This window comes from Microbacterium sp. M28, assembly GCF_025836995.1.
GTDB lineage: Bacteria > Actinomycetota > Actinomycetes > Actinomycetales > Microbacteriaceae > Microbacterium.
The window spans coordinates 444,489-457,494 of the sequence record NZ_CP107546.1 but is presented as its reverse complement, the minus strand read 5'-3'; the positions used below and the strand labels follow the sequence as shown (position 1 = coordinate 457,494).

Here is a 13,006-nt window from a genome sequence, read left to right as displayed (position 1 = left end):
CCTCCTCGTCACCCGCCGGACGGCGAATCCGGGAAGTCGATGCCGCGGGCGCGTTCGAGCTCATCGAGGTTCGGGAGTTCGCGGAAAGCCTCCTCGCGCGTGAGCACCTTCGGATGACTGAACGCCCCGACCTCCCAGTAAGTGCCGCAAAAGCGGCACCGGCGAACCTCGGCCATGAACTCGTCGCTCTCGCCGATCGTCACCGCCCGCGCGTCGTCGGCGTAGGTGCGCCAGTAGCCGACGCAGATGTCGCATGCGCCGGGATACGGGTTCGCGTCTGTCATCACGCGCGAGCCTCGGCGAACCGGCGATCGTCGCGGACAGGGCCGATCTGAGTCACGGGCGCAGCTCTCAGCCTCGAGAGGGGATGTGCTTGTCGAGCCAGGCCAGCAGGTCGGCTCGCACCGCGCCCTGCTGCAGCTCGTTGAAGATCTCGTGGCGCGCGTCGGGGTAGACGAGCGTCGTGACGTCGGTGAGCCCTGACCTCTCGCGGTACTCGTCCGCCAGTCGGTGCACGCTCCGAGGTCCGCCGACCGCGTCGTCGCGTCCGACCATCAAGAGCATCGGAATGTCGCGACCGAGGTGCTTCTTGGGTCTGCCGTACAGTTTGAGCGCCTCGACCGGGCCGAACAGCTTCAGCAACGGCACGTTGGTCGTGAGCGGGTCCGCATCGAACTCTTCCCACACCGCGGCGTCCCGGCTGAGCCATTCGTAGCCGGTGGCGTTCTCACCCTCCCAGCGCGCGTTGAGCGGCGCGGCGTTCAGCATCAGCGGTGTGCGCAGCGCCGAACCGGAAAGCACGACGGCGTCCCACGCCTCCGGATGATCGTTCACGAGCATCTGGGCGAGGAACGATCCCCACGAATGCCCGAACAGCACGAGCGGCAGGTCGGGGTTCTCGTCGCGGATGATGCCGGTGAGCTGCCAGATCGCGTTCCTCGCCGCGTGCAGACCGCCCTTGCCCAGTCGGCCGAGCTTCGCTGCATCCCCGTGCTGGCGCATGCCGGTGCGACCGTGCCCCCGATGATCGTCGGCGTAGACCACGAAACCGGCGCGGTTCAAAGCGGAGATCAGCTCCCCGTACCGCCCGGCGTGCTCGCCGACGCCGTGCAGAAGCTGCACGACACCGCGCTGCTCCCCCTCGGCCGGATGGACGTCGTAGACGATCGCGATGCCGTGAGCATCCGTGAACTCGGCAGTGCGGAACGCGGCGTTGCGGGGGTCGGCCATGGCAGAGAGTCTACGGACGCGATCGGTCGGTGTCGTGCTCGTGTCGCGGACGTCAGAGTCCGAGCGCCGACCGCACGGCGAACGCGGCGTCGCGGTCGGTGACCTCGTATCCGCCGACGCCGTCGGACGCAGAGCCCATCCGGACGCCCCCCGATTCCGTCACCGTGCGCTTGGCCGAGAAATGCACGGCGTCGATGCCGGTCGCGGCGATCTCGACGACGGATGCCGCATCCACGCCGCTGCCGGCCATGATCTGGATGCCGCGGTCCGCCTCGTCGACCAGGCGACGCAGGACGTCGACGCCGTCGATCGCCGCCGACGCCCCGCCGGAGGTGAGGATCCGCGTGACGCCGAGCTCGCGTGCCGCGTGCAGGGTGGCGACAGGATCGGGCGTCACGTCGATCGCGCGATGCAGCGTCACCGGCGCACCTGCCGCGGCATCCACCAGGCGCGCCATCGCCTGCCGATCCAGTGCGCCTGCGGCGTCGAGGCAGCCGACCACGACGCCGTGCGCGCCGGCGGAGATCGCGAGACGCACGTCGCGCTCGATGACCGCGAGCTCATCCGCGTCGTAGTGGAACCCGCCGGCCCTCGGACGCACCAGGACGTGGATCTCGGGACCATCCGCACCCGCCTGCTCCCGTGCCAGCTCCAGCGCGGCAGGGGACGGCGTCAGTCCGCCGAGCGGAAGTCCCTGGGTGAGCTCGACGCGCGCGGCACCGACCTCTCGGGCGATGCGCACTCCGGCGGCATCCTGGACGGCGAGTTCGAGAGCGAGGGTCACGGCATCCATTCTCGCGTGCCGTCGCCTCGGCATGCGCACCCCGCGGCATCTCCCGCGCTGCGGGCGCGACCGCGCGGCTCGCGTTCGTTCTATATAACGTTGTAGAGCACGAAACGGGGACGTCCGAAAGGAACGGTTGTCGTCGCCCGCCTCCCGTGCTAATCTCGGGAAACCGGTTACCGAAGAAGCGTTTTCTCTCTGGTGACCAGAACCCGGAACTCGATGACGAGCGCAGGAAGAGGCCCCCGATGGTGACCGATCTCGCAGCGATGCGGACGCCGGCATGACCGTGCTGGAAGCCGCTCAGAGCACGCAGCCCGACGCGCCGGAAGCGCGCGACGCGCTGCCTCCGCTGCGCACCCGCCCGTGGTGGCAGGAGGTGTGGCGCCACAAGGCGCTGTACCTCATGGCACTGCCGGGCATCGTGTACTTCATCGTCTTCAAGTACGTGCCGATGGGCGGCCTGGTCATCGCGTTCCAGGACTACTCGCCGTTCCGCGGCATCGGGGGCAGCCCCTGGGTCGGATTCGAGCACTTCATCCGGTTCTTCACCGAAGACACGTTCATGATGCTGCTCACCAACACGGTGATCATCTCGGTGCTGCTGCTCGTGTTCGCCTTCCCCGTGCCGATCATCCTCGCTCTGCTGCTGAACGAGGTGCGCACGCGGGTGTTCCAGCGCAGCATCCAGACTGTCATCTACCTGCCGCACTTCATGTCGTGGGTCATCGTCGTCTCGCTGTTCTACGTGCTGCTCACCACCGACGGCGGCGGCATCAACAACCTCCTCGTCTCGTGGGGCTTCGATGAGGTCCCGTTCCTGACGGACCCGAACTGGCTGCGACCGCTCTACACGATCCAGGAGATCTGGAAGAGCGCCGGCTGGGGGACGATCATCTACCTCGCCGCCATGACGGCGGTCGACCTGCAGCTGTACGAAGCGGCTGAGATCGACGGCGCAGGCCGCTGGCGGCAGACCTGGCACATCACGCTGCCGGCGATCCGCCCCACCATCATCGTCATGTTCATCCTGTCGATCGGCGACTTCCTCGAGCTCGGATTCGAGCACATGTTCCTCATGCTGAACTCGCTCAACCGCGAGGTCGGCGAGATCTTCGACACCTACGTCTACACGGCAGGCATCCAGAACGGACAGCTCAGCTACGCCACAGCCGTCGGCCTCTTCAAGGGCCTGGTCGGGCTCGTCCTCGTGATCATGGCCAACCGGCTCGCGAAGAAGTTCGGCGAGGAAGGCGTGTTCTGATGTTCTCGTTCGAGGGCTTCGTGCGCATCAACACGTTCCTGCGCGGCGTGTACCGGATCGCCTACCTGAACCTGCTGTGGATCGCGACGACCGCGCTCGGTCTGGTCGTGTTCGGCATCGGCCCGGCCTCGTACGCCGTCGCGGCCTACATCGACCGGTGGTTCCGGTTCGGCGAGACGCCGCCGGTGACACGCGCCTTCATCGGGCATCTGCGCACCCACTACTGGCGTTCGGCGGCGATGGGCTGGATCCTCACGGCCGCGGCCGCCATCGTCATCACCAACATCTTCGCCGCGTCCACCTGGCTGCTGCAGTTCGGCAACGTCGTGGCCCTGGTCGTCATCGTGATCATCGCCGCCTATGTCTTCCCGGTGATGGCCGCGACCGACGTCCGAGGCATCCCCCGTCAGATCGCCGCCGCCCTCATGCTCGGCGTCGGCTCCCTGCACTGGACGATCGTCGCGGCCACCGCGGTCGGCGTCACGGCGTGGCTGCTGACGTCGTTCGCCCTCCCCCTGCTGGTGCTGTTCGGCATCGGCATCCCGGCGGCCGCCGTCGGCTTCGTCACGCGCATCGTGTTCCGACAGCTCACCGCGGATGCCGACGCCGCCGCCGCTCAGACCTCACCCCCCAGGGCTCGCGCGACCGCGCAGCCCCGTCTCCACCTTGCGAGAGGAACAACCGAATGAGGAACCACAGCAGGCTCGGAATCGCCGTCGCTTCCGTCGCCATCGCATCGCTCGCGCTGACCGCGTGCGGAGCATCCGGTGAACCCGCGAACAGCAACGAAGGCAGCGGTGAAGTCACCGTCCCGGAGAGCATCACCTGGATGGCGATGCTGCACACGCCCACCACGCCGGAAGCGGATGGCCCTGTCGCGACCGCGCTCGCGGAGTACACCGGCACGGAAGTCGACTTCCAGTGGGTGCCGGATGCCTCCAAGGACGAGAAGATCAACGCGGCCCTGGCGTCGGACACGCTCGCCGACATCACATCCCTGTCCAACATCACGAACACCTCGGTGCGCCAGGCGCTGAAGTCCGGGCAGTTCTGGGATGTGGAGCCGTACCTCAAGGACTACCCGAACCTGTCCAAGATCGACGAGAAGACGATCGCCTCCGCTCGCGTGGACGGCAAGCTGTACGGCGTACCCGTGCAGAAGCCGATCGCCCGCTACGGCATCCTGGTGCGTCAGGACTGGCTCGACAACCTCGGCCTCGAGGCGCCGCACACGATCGAAGAGCTCAGCGAGGTCGCGATCGCGTTCGCCAAGGACGACCCGGACGGCAACGGCCAGGACGACACGACCGGGTTCATCGACCGCCTGGAGAGCTTCAAACTCGGCTTCAAGATGCTGGCCGGCCACTTCGGCGCAGGCAACAACTTCGTCGTCGAGGACGACGAAGTCATTCCGACGTTCCAGACCGACGAATTCAAGGAGGCCATGGAGTGGTACCGCGGCCTCTACGAGCAGGGCGCGATCAACGGCGAGTTCGTCACGATGCAGAAGTCGAATCAGCAGGACGCCATCGCCCAGGGCAAGGGCGGCATCGTCGTGACCGGTCTGTTCGAGGCGAAGAACTACATGAACCTCGCGCTCAGCGCCGACCCGAACACTCCCATGAAGTGGGCGCTGATCAACGACATGACGTACGACGACGTCGAGCGGCGCACCCTGTCCGACACCAATGGTGGCTTCGGCGGCTGGCTGGCCATGTCGACCAGCGAGGTCAAGGACGAGGCCGAGCTCAAGGGCATCCTCGCGTTCATCGACAAGCTGCTCGATGAGGAGGCGTTCTCCCTGATGACCAACGGCATCGAGGACGAGCACTACACGATCGACAGCGACGACGTGGTGACGATCATCGATCAGCCCAAGTGGGAGCAGGAAGTGCAGCCGTACAACTCCTCGCGCCCGTCCGACATCGTGAAGACGTTCAAGAGCACCCAGCCGTACGTCGACGAGGCCAACGAGAAGATGGCCGAGAACGCCGAGTTCGCCGTCATCGACCCCTCGCTGCCGCTGTCGTCGGACGCATTCGACCAGAGCTGGTCGACGATCCAGCAGGCTGCGAACGACGCGTACAACAAGTACATGGTCGGACAGCTCGACATGGCCGGCTACGAGGACGCCATCGAGAAACTCGAAGGCCAGGGCCTCAGCACGATCATCGAAGAGCTCAGCGCTTCGTACGCGGAGAACAACTGAGATGCGCAACCGTTCCCGACTGACGCTCGCCACCGCTTCCGCCGCCGTCGTCGCACTCGCGCTCGTCGGATGCGGGGCGTCGGGCGACGCATCCGCCGACGGTGGCGGAGCCGCCGAGATCCCCGAAGAGATCTCCTGGATGGCGATCCTGCACACGCCGACGACTCCGGACGCGGACGGACCCATCCAGACCGCGCTGGAGGAGACCACCGGAGCCGAAATCGACTTCCAGTGGGTTCCTGCCGCCTCCGCCGACGAGAAGATCAACGCCGCACTCGCGTCGGACTCGCTCGCCGACATCACCTCGCTGACGAACATCACGAACACGTCGGTGCGCCAGGCGTTGAAATCCGGCCAGTTCTGGGACGTGGAGCCCTACCTCGACGATTACCCAAACCTGTCCAAGATCGACGATCAGACGCTCGCATCGGCTCGCGTCGACGGACACCTCTACGGTGTGCCGTTCCAGAAGCCGATCGCGCGGTACGGCGTGATCGTGCGGCAGGACTGGTTGGACAATCTCGGCCTGGAGGTCCCGCACACGATCGAAGAGCTCGGCGAGGTCGCTGTGGCCTTCGCGACGCAGGACCCCGACGGCAACGGCAAGGATGACACCACGGGATTCCTCGACCGCCTGGAGAGCTTCAAGCTCGGGTTCAAGAGCCTCGCCGGCTACTTCGGCGCAGGCAACAACTTCGTCGTCGAGGACGACGAAGTCATCCCGACCTTCCAGACCGACGAGTTCAAACAGGCCATGGAGTGGTACCGCGGCCTGTACGAGCAGGGCGCGGTCAACGGCGAGTTCGTCACGATGCAGAAGCAGAATCAGATCGACGCGATCGCGCAGGGCAAGGGCGGCATCGTCGTGACCGGCCTGTTCGAGCCGAAGGGCTACATGAACCTCGCGGTCAGCTCCGACCCGAACACGCCGATGTCGTGGGCGCTGATCAACGACATCACGTACGAGGACGTGCCGCGACGCATCCTGTCCGACACGAACGGCGGCTTCGGCGGCTGGCTGGCCATGTCGAAGAGCCAGGTCGAGACCGAGGACGAGCTGCGAGGCATGCTGGCCTTCATCGACAAGCTCCTCGACGAGGAGGCCTTCACGTTGATGACGAACGGCATCGAGGACGAGCACTACACCGTCGACGCAGACGGCGTCGTGACGATCGCCGACCAGCCGAAGTGGGAGCAGGAGGTGCAGCCGTACTCGTCGTCCCGCCCCAGCGACAACGTCGTCACGTTCAAGAGCTCGACGCCGTACGTCGACGAGGGCAACGAGAAGATCGAGGAGAACACGGAGTTCGCGGTGGTCGATCCCACGCTGCCGCTGTCGTCGGACGCGTTCGACCAGAGCTGGTCGACGATCCAGCAGGCTGCGAACGACGCCTACAACAAGTACATGGTCGGACAGCTCGAAATGGCCGGCTACGAGGACGCCATCGAGAAGCTCGAAGGCCAGGGCCTCAGCACGATCATCGAAGAGCTCAGCGCTTCATACGCGGAGAACAACTGAGATGAGCGGGACGACGCAGATGCAGAGCACACCCACCCGGATCGGGCCCGGCAACGCGAAGCGCACGACGCTCGCGCTGCAGGAAGCCATCGATCGGGCGGCGGATGCCGGCGGCGGACGTGTGACGATCACGTCCGGCGTGCACGAGACGGGCGCTCTGCGTCTGCGTTCCCGTGTCGAACTCCACCTGGAGGCGGGGGCGGTGCTGCGTTTCGTCGCAGACCCCGCCCTCTACCCTCCGGTCGGAGCGCGCTGGGAGGGCGCGGCGACGACGATCCACTCCCCCTGCATCTATGCCAGGGACGCGTCGGACATCGCGATCACCGGCCGCGGCGAGATCGACGGTGGCGGCGCCTGGTGGTGGGATGCCTTCCGCACCGGCTCCCTGTCGTTCCCGCGTCCCACGCTGATCGGCCTGCACGGCTGCTCGCGTGTCGAGATCACCGGCGTCACGCTGCGCGACTCGCCGGCGTGGACCGTGCATCCCCTGCTGTGCGAGGACGTGCGGATCTCCGGCATCCGCATCCTCAACCCCGCCGACTCCCCCAACACCGACGGCATCGATCCGGAGTCGTGCCGCAACGTGCGCATCAGCGACTGCCACATCGACGTCGGCGACGACTGCATCGCCATCAAGGCCGGCAGCGAGAAGTCGCTCGACCGCGTGCCGTGCGAGAACATCGCGATCACGAACTGCACGATGGTGCACGGCCACGGCGGCGTCGTGATCGGCAGCGAGATGTCCGGCGGCGTCCGCGGCGTCGTGATCTCCAACTGCGTGTTCCAGGGCACCGACCGGGGCATCCGCATCAAGTCGCGTCGCGGCCGAGGCGGCACCGTCTCCGACGTGCGCGTCTCCAACATCGTGATGGACGGCGTGATGTGCCCGCTGGTCATCAACCCCTTCTACTTCTGCGGGCCGGACGGCAAGGCGCCGATCGTGTCCGACCGAACCGCCCAGCCGGTGGATGCCGGAACACCGCGCTTCCGCGGCATCCATCTGGCCCATATCACCGCGACGAACGTCACCTCCTGCGCCGCCTGGGTCTCCGGCCTGCCCGAGGCGCCGATCGACGATCTCACGCTCGACGACTTCGTCGTCTCCTTCGCACCGGATGCCGTTCCCACCGTCCCCGCGATGGCCGACGGCGTCCCGGCGATGGCGTCGGCCGGGGTGCACGCGCAGTTCGCGACAGGCCTGCGCATCACCGGACTCCGCATCGACGGCGCTGTGGGCCCCGTCCTCGTGACCGACGGCACGGCGAGCCTGGAGACCCGAGGAGGTGCGCTGGTATGAGTGTCATGACCGAGTCGTCGAAGCCCCAGGATGCCCATGCCGCCGCCCCGTTCCGTCGCCGCGCCGAACTGATCATCGCGGCGATCGGCTTCGCCGCCGCCGCCGTCCTGCAGGGCGGTGTCGCGCTGGTGATCAACCGTGCGGACGCCGAGACGCTCGAGGAGTCCGTCCTTCCTGCCCTCAGCGCCGCCGGGCTCGACGTCCCCGCGGCCGATGCGCACACCGTGCTGAACACGCTCGCGGCGTGGTTCGGGTTCTCGCTCGTCGTCATCGCCCTGCTGTGCGCGGTCGGCTGGTTCTTCGCCACGTATCGGCCGCGTCGCCGCTCGACGGGCTGGTGGTTCGCCGGCGCGGGGCTGGCGTGCCTCATCGGCACGCAGCTCGTGCTGTATCCCGTCGCGTTCCTCTTCTTCCTCTCCGCAGCGCTGTTCGCGGTGCGCACGCCCACCCCTGGGAGCTCGAAATGACCAACACGGTACCCGTCTCCAGCGCGACGATCCCGATCCAGGTGCGCCGCGCCGCCCGCAACAAGCGCCGCGTCACGCCAGGTCGCCGGGCGTTCACGATCATCAATGCGATCGTCCTGATCGCCTTCGCCCTGATCTGCGTGCTGCCGTTCGTCAACGTGCTGGCGAGCTCGCTGGCAACGCCCGGAGAGCTGGCGACGCGTCCGTTCATCCTCTGGCCCGAGACCTTCAGCCTCGATGCCTATCGCTACATCCTGTCGACGCCGACGATCTTCCGCGCGCTCGGCGTCTCGGCGATCGTCACGATCGGCGGCACGTTCATCTCCCTCGTTCTCACCGCGTTCATGGCGTACGCGCTGTCGAAGAAGCACCTGAAGGGCCGCAGGGTCATCAACTTCCTGGTGCTGTTCACGATGCTGTTCGCGGGCGGGATGATCCCGACGTTCATCGTCGTCAAGAGCCTCGGCATGATCGACTCGCTGTGGTCGCTGATCATCCCGGTCGCCATCAACGCCTTCAACTTCGTCATCATGCGCAGCTTCTTCCAGGGGATCCCGGAGAGCCTGGAAGAAGCCGCGCGGATCGACGGCTGCAGCGAGTTCGGAGTCTTCTGGCGCATCGTGCTGCCGCTGTCTCTGGCCTCGATCGCGACGATCGGCCTGTTCTACGCGGTCTACTACTGGAACACCTACCAGAGCGCGATCCTGTACATCAACAGCTCGGAGCTGTGGCCCATGCAGGTGCTGCTGCGTCAGATCGTGATCGTGGCGAGCGGGTTGAACGCCAGCGAGTCGGCGGTCGACATCGTGCCGCCGGCGCAGTCGATCCGCATGGCCGTGATCTTCGTCGCGACGCTGCCGATGCTCCTCATCTACCCGTTCGTGCAGCGGTTCTTCGTCAAGGGCGCGCTGGTCGGCTCGGTCAAGGGCTGATCCTCCTGAGCGACGGGGCGTGAAGATCCCCTGGGTCGCAGATCCTGCGGGTTCGCAGGTTCGCGCCCCGTCTGGGTCGCAGATCCTGCCGCTTCGCGGGCCTCATAACGGCAGGATCTGCGACCTGGAATCCGCGACCGGCGTCAGTGCCGATAGCTGCCGCGGAACGTCCACGACGGGTCGATCGCAGGCCCGAATCCTTGACACATCACGGTGAGGATGCCGTCATCGTCGGCGACCAGCCGCAGGCGCACCGACGCGATGTCGTTCCCCACCGCGCTCAGTCTCACGTCGAGGACGCCGCGTTCGGTCCAGCCGGCCGTGATGACGGCGTCGCCCAACGGCGTCCGCGTCGTCATCGGCCGTTCCGTGTCGAAGACCAGTTCGTGCGCGGCATCCCATCGGACGCGGCCGCCCGCCGCGCCGACATCGACGGACATCGCTTCAGGGGCGTCCTCGCCGGTCATGAGTTCCACTTCGACGACCAACGACCTCGCGTTGCCGGGATGGCCGCCGGGCGCCGGCGGCGCGAGGGCGGGCGTGCTCACGGCATCCGCGTCACGGCCGTCCGCGCCGACGACATCCAGCGCACGAAGCAGCATGTCGACCAGCCGCTGATCGCCGCCGGTCAGCGTGGTGGTGTCCGCCGTCACGACGGCCGCGATCCGGCGTGCCGGGTCGCCGTAGACGATCTGACCGCCGAGCCCGAACATCATCCAGCCGCCGCCACCCGGAAGCCAGACCTGCCGCCCGTAGCCGGCACGCAACGGCGCTCCCCAGGTCTGCATCGCCGGTGAGCTGCGCCGCTCGAGCAGCCGCGCGACCGCACGCTCGGGAACGATGCGCTCTGCGCCCAGGCATCCGCCGGCGTTGAGCAGCTCCGCGATCGGGAGCAGATCGCCCGGCGCCATGATGAGGCCTGACCCGCCGTGGCTGATCCCCTCCGGGCCGGGCAGGAAGTGCGCGCCGGCGCCGACGCCGAGCGGGTCGAGCAGGCGAGGGCGCAGGTAATCGAGCACGGGCATCCCGGCGATGCGTTCGACCAGGGCGGCGAGCACGTACGAGGCGCTCGTGTCGTACGTGAACAGCGTGCCTGCGCGGTGCGTGGGCGGCACGCGGAAGTAGGAGTCGAACCAGCTGTCGGATGCCTCGACGTACGTCGTCCGGCTGTGCGGGCCGGTCATCGCGAGCATGTCGTCGATGCGGGTCTGCTCGAGCCAGGGGTGCACCGGACCCTGCTCGGGGAAGTACGCCGCGATGCCGTCGTCCAGATCGAGTCGTCCCTCTTCGGCGAGGAGCAGGACGGCGAGCCCGGTGAACGACTTCGACACGGAGTACATCCGGTGCGGGACGTCGAGTCCGAACGGCTCGATGCTGTCGCTCACGAGGGACTCACCCGCGACGCTGATCTGGACCGAGTGCAGTGCGATGTCCGCCGCCTGCGCTTCGGCGAACAGGGTTGTCAGGGTCTGTCTCACACGGCGTCCCCGACGCCGGCGAGGAGCTGCTCGGCGACCCCGGCCGGATCCACCGGCGAGCGCTCGAGGATCGCCACGGCGAGGTCGAGATGCAGCGTCTCCCCCCGGGGCAGCTCGCGGCGGCCCTCGACGGCGACCGCGGGCCCGAACCCGACGTATCCCTCGGCGCGGACGAACCAGGGCAGGCCGTTGGTGCTGGCGCCGACGAGCGATGCGTCCTCGGCGTCCAGACAGATCCAGGGCGAGAGCGATCCGTGCGCCGCGTCGACACCGCTGCCGTCCGCGGTGCGCACGCGCGCCTCGGGGAAGGGGGCGCGCCAGAACAGCCCGCCGTAGAAGGCGCCGGGTCGGCCGTTCGTCTGGGGGCTGCCGAAGCTGACGTCCTGCTCGGGCGCGGTGAGCCGCGAGGCCCAGACGACCTCCCAGACGCCGTCTCCAGGGCGGACCGTGATCGTGCGCTCCTCGTCGAGCAACGTCGCGCCGAGCGCATCCCGCCACACGACCTGTTCGACGATCGTCCCGTCGCGCACATCGCGGCTGGTCACCTGCTGCATGCCGTGGTTGTCGAGCATCAGGGAGCCCCGCTCGCGCACGTACGTGCGTCCGCCCCAGAAGCTCGTGCCGTTGACATCGGGCATCGCAGCGCTCACGCCGAGATGATGGCGGTGATCGCCCGGCTCGACCTGCGTGACCGCGACGCCGAGCGGTGTCGTCGCCGTCAGGAACGGACGCGGGGACAGGTCGTGATCGACGCCGATGCCGTCGTGATACTCGACGACCGCGCTCCCGAGGCGCATCAGCTCGATCGTCATGCGCGCGTCCTCGTGCTGGCGCGCGCCGCGAGCTCCGGCGAGAACATGATCGGCTCGCGCAGGGGATCCGCCGTCATCTCCGCTCGGAGCACGGTCCAGATCTGCTCGCCGATCTCACCGAGGCGCGACGTCATCGTCGTCAGCGAGGGGGACGAGTACCGCGCGAAGGGGATGTCGTCGAAGCCGGCGACTGAGACCTCGTCCGGCACCGCGACCCCTTCCTCGGACAGGCGTCCCAGCAGGCCGAGCGCCACGACGTCGTTGTACGCGATCACGGCGGTGGCCCCGGTGGCGCGCAGCGCTGGCCAGGCGTCGTATCCGTCCTCGAACGAGTGACCGCACGGCACGTCGATGATCTCGACGTCCGGTTCGCTCTCGCGGATCTCGGCGAGACCGCGCTCGCGCTCCCAGTTCGCACGCGCGTAGGCAGGGCCCGCGAGGAACGCGATCCGTCGGTGCCCCAGCGCGATGAGGTGGCGGGCGAGCACGATCACGCCCTCGTGATAGTCGATCAGCACGGAGCCGGCGTTCTTGCCCGTCGTGCGGTTGAACACCGCGACGGGGCCGATCCGCGGCAGCAGCTCGAGCAGGTCGGGCCGCGTCATGCGGGGGGAGAACAGCGCGACGGCATCCGTGCGGTCGCGCAGGTCGCGGGCGAGGTCCGGCTCGCCGTCGGCATCCTCGAACGAATCCGTGACCACGACGTGGTAGCCGTCGCGCGCCGCAGCCCTGTTGAAGCCGTGCAGGACCTGGTGGAACATCGGGTTCCCGAGATCGGGGACGAGCACGCCGACGGTCCTGCTCACCCCGAGCGAGAGCGAGCGCGCGGTCTGGCTCGGCGTGTAGCCGAGCTCGTCGATCACCTGCCGGACGCGCTGCGCGATCTCGGCGTTCACCGTCGGGATGCCGTTGAGCACGCGTGACACGGTCGCCTTCGACACCCCGGCCGCCTGAGCGATGTCGTTGATCGTCGTCTCGCGCGTGGGCGCTGTCCGCGCTCGTCGTGTGGCCATC

At 67.8% G+C, this 13,006-nt stretch carries 13 protein-coding genes; 7 read left to right on the top strand and 6 right to left on the bottom strand.

Translation table 11 applies throughout. From position 1 onward, the window contains the following. Positions 1-8: 8 nt before the first annotated feature. The 3 genes from OED01_RS02170 to OED01_RS02160 all read right to left on the bottom strand — a co-directional run bounded on the left by OED01_RS02170 (position 9) and on the right by OED01_RS02160 (position 2,023). Complete coding sequence (locus tag OED01_RS02170) at positions 9-284, bottom strand: hypothetical protein (RefSeq protein ID WP_264156774.1); 276 nt, start codon at positions 282-284, stop codon at positions 9-11. Between the two features lie 67 nt (positions 285-351). After that, positions 352-1,230 carry a lysophospholipase gene (locus OED01_RS02165; protein ID WP_264156773.1) on the bottom strand — a complete coding sequence of 293 codons (879 nt, stop codon included), beginning with the start codon at positions 1,228-1,230 and terminating at the stop codon, positions 352-354. A 52-nt stretch (positions 1,231-1,282) separates the two neighbouring features. Beyond that, on the bottom strand, positions 1,283-2,023 hold the full coding sequence (locus OED01_RS02160) for a copper homeostasis protein CutC (protein WP_264156772.1): 741 nt from the start codon (positions 2,021-2,023) through the stop codon (positions 1,283-1,285). A gap of 274 nt (positions 2,024-2,297) precedes the next feature. On the opposite strand from OED01_RS02160, the gene OED01_RS02155 reads away from it, so the two are divergent. Genes OED01_RS02155 through OED01_RS02125 form a run of 7 tightly spaced genes read left to right on the top strand, consistent with a single transcriptional unit; the run spans position 2,298 to position 9,702 of the window. After that, the gene (locus OED01_RS02155) at positions 2,298-3,278 is read left to right on the top strand and encodes an ABC transporter permease (RefSeq protein WP_264156771.1); all 981 of its coding nucleotides are present in this window, start codon (positions 2,298-2,300) and stop codon (positions 3,276-3,278) included. Next, positions 3,278-3,967, top strand: coding sequence for a YesL family protein (locus OED01_RS02150; protein ID WP_264156770.1), 690 nt, complete (start codon positions 3,278-3,280; stop codon positions 3,965-3,967). Before OED01_RS02155 ends, OED01_RS02150 begins: the two co-directional genes overlap by 1 nt. Then, positions 3,964-5,487 (top strand): extracellular solute-binding protein, encoded by a 1,524-nt coding sequence (locus OED01_RS02145; RefSeq protein ID WP_264156769.1) that lies wholly within the window; start codon positions 3,964-3,966, stop codon positions 5,485-5,487. The genes OED01_RS02150 and OED01_RS02145 overlap by 4 nt, the downstream gene beginning before the upstream one ends. A 1-nt stretch (position 5,488) precedes the next feature. Next, complete coding sequence (locus OED01_RS02140) at positions 5,489-7,006, top strand: extracellular solute-binding protein (RefSeq protein ID WP_264156768.1); 1,518 nt, start codon at positions 5,489-5,491, stop codon at positions 7,004-7,006. Position 7,007: 1 nt separating this feature from the next. Next, a complete protein-coding gene (locus OED01_RS02135) occupies positions 7,008-8,303 on the top strand; it encodes a glycoside hydrolase family 28 protein (protein ID WP_264156767.1) in 1,296 nt (431 codons plus the stop codon). Continuing rightward, positions 8,300-8,770 (top strand): hypothetical protein, encoded by a 471-nt coding sequence (locus OED01_RS02130; RefSeq protein ID WP_264156766.1) that lies wholly within the window; start codon positions 8,300-8,302, stop codon positions 8,768-8,770. The genes OED01_RS02135 and OED01_RS02130 overlap by 4 nt, the downstream gene beginning before the upstream one ends. Next, positions 8,767-9,702, top strand: coding sequence for a carbohydrate ABC transporter permease (locus tag OED01_RS02125; protein WP_264156765.1), 936 nt, complete (start codon positions 8,767-8,769; stop codon positions 9,700-9,702). The genes OED01_RS02130 and OED01_RS02125 overlap by 4 nt, the downstream gene beginning before the upstream one ends. Positions 9,703-9,845: 143 nt before the next feature. Here OED01_RS02125 and OED01_RS02120 read toward each other — a convergent pair whose 3' ends face one another. From OED01_RS02120 to OED01_RS02110, 3 genes are read right to left on the bottom strand one after another with little or no spacing between them, the layout of a single operon-like run. Further along, positions 9,846-11,180 carry a serine hydrolase domain-containing protein gene (locus tag OED01_RS02120; RefSeq protein ID WP_264156764.1) on the bottom strand — a complete coding sequence of 445 codons (1,335 nt, stop codon included), beginning with the start codon at positions 11,178-11,180 and terminating at the stop codon, positions 9,846-9,848. Further along, positions 11,177-11,992, bottom strand: coding sequence for a DUF6807 domain-containing protein (locus OED01_RS02115; protein WP_264156763.1), 816 nt, complete (start codon positions 11,990-11,992; stop codon positions 11,177-11,179). The genes OED01_RS02120 and OED01_RS02115 overlap by 4 nt, the downstream gene beginning before the upstream one ends. Beyond that, positions 11,989-13,005 (bottom strand): LacI family DNA-binding transcriptional regulator, encoded by a 1,017-nt coding sequence (locus tag OED01_RS02110; protein WP_264156762.1) that lies wholly within the window; start codon positions 13,003-13,005, stop codon positions 11,989-11,991. Before OED01_RS02110 ends, OED01_RS02115 begins: the two co-directional genes overlap by 4 nt. Between the last annotated feature and the right edge of the window lies 1 nt (position 13,006).

Excerpts from the sequence above, each read along its gene's own strand:
- OED01_RS02170 (WP_264156774.1), bottom strand. The coding sequence starts at position 284 with ATGACAGACGCGAACCCGTATCCCGGCGCATGCGACATCTGCGTCGGC.
- OED01_RS02165 (WP_264156773.1), bottom strand. The coding sequence starts at position 1,230 with ATGGCCGACCCCCGCAACGCCGCGTTCCGCACTGCCGAGTTCACGGAT.
- OED01_RS02160 (WP_264156772.1), bottom strand. The coding sequence starts at position 2,023 with ATGGATGCCGTGACCCTCGCTCTCGAACTCGCCGTCCAGGATGCCGCC.
- OED01_RS02155 (WP_264156771.1), top strand. The coding sequence starts at position 2,298 with ATGACCGTGCTGGAAGCCGCTCAGAGCACGCAGCCCGACGCGCCGGAA.
- OED01_RS02150 (WP_264156770.1), top strand. The coding sequence starts at position 3,278 with ATGTTCTCGTTCGAGGGCTTCGTGCGCATCAACACGTTCCTGCGCGGC.
- OED01_RS02145 (WP_264156769.1), top strand. The coding sequence starts at position 3,964 with ATGAGGAACCACAGCAGGCTCGGAATCGCCGTCGCTTCCGTCGCCATC.
- OED01_RS02140 (WP_264156768.1), top strand. The coding sequence starts at position 5,489 with ATGCGCAACCGTTCCCGACTGACGCTCGCCACCGCTTCCGCCGCCGTC.
- OED01_RS02135 (WP_264156767.1), top strand. The coding sequence starts at position 7,008 with ATGAGCGGGACGACGCAGATGCAGAGCACACCCACCCGGATCGGGCCC.
- OED01_RS02130 (WP_264156766.1), top strand. The coding sequence starts at position 8,300 with ATGAGTGTCATGACCGAGTCGTCGAAGCCCCAGGATGCCCATGCCGCC.
- OED01_RS02125 (WP_264156765.1), top strand. The coding sequence starts at position 8,767 with ATGACCAACACGGTACCCGTCTCCAGCGCGACGATCCCGATCCAGGTG.
- OED01_RS02115 (WP_264156763.1), bottom strand. The coding sequence starts at position 11,992 with ATGACGATCGAGCTGATGCGCCTCGGGAGCGCGGTCGTCGAGTATCAC.
- OED01_RS02110 (WP_264156762.1), bottom strand. The coding sequence starts at position 13,005 with ATGGCCACACGACGAGCGCGGACAGCGCCCACGCGCGAGACGACGATC.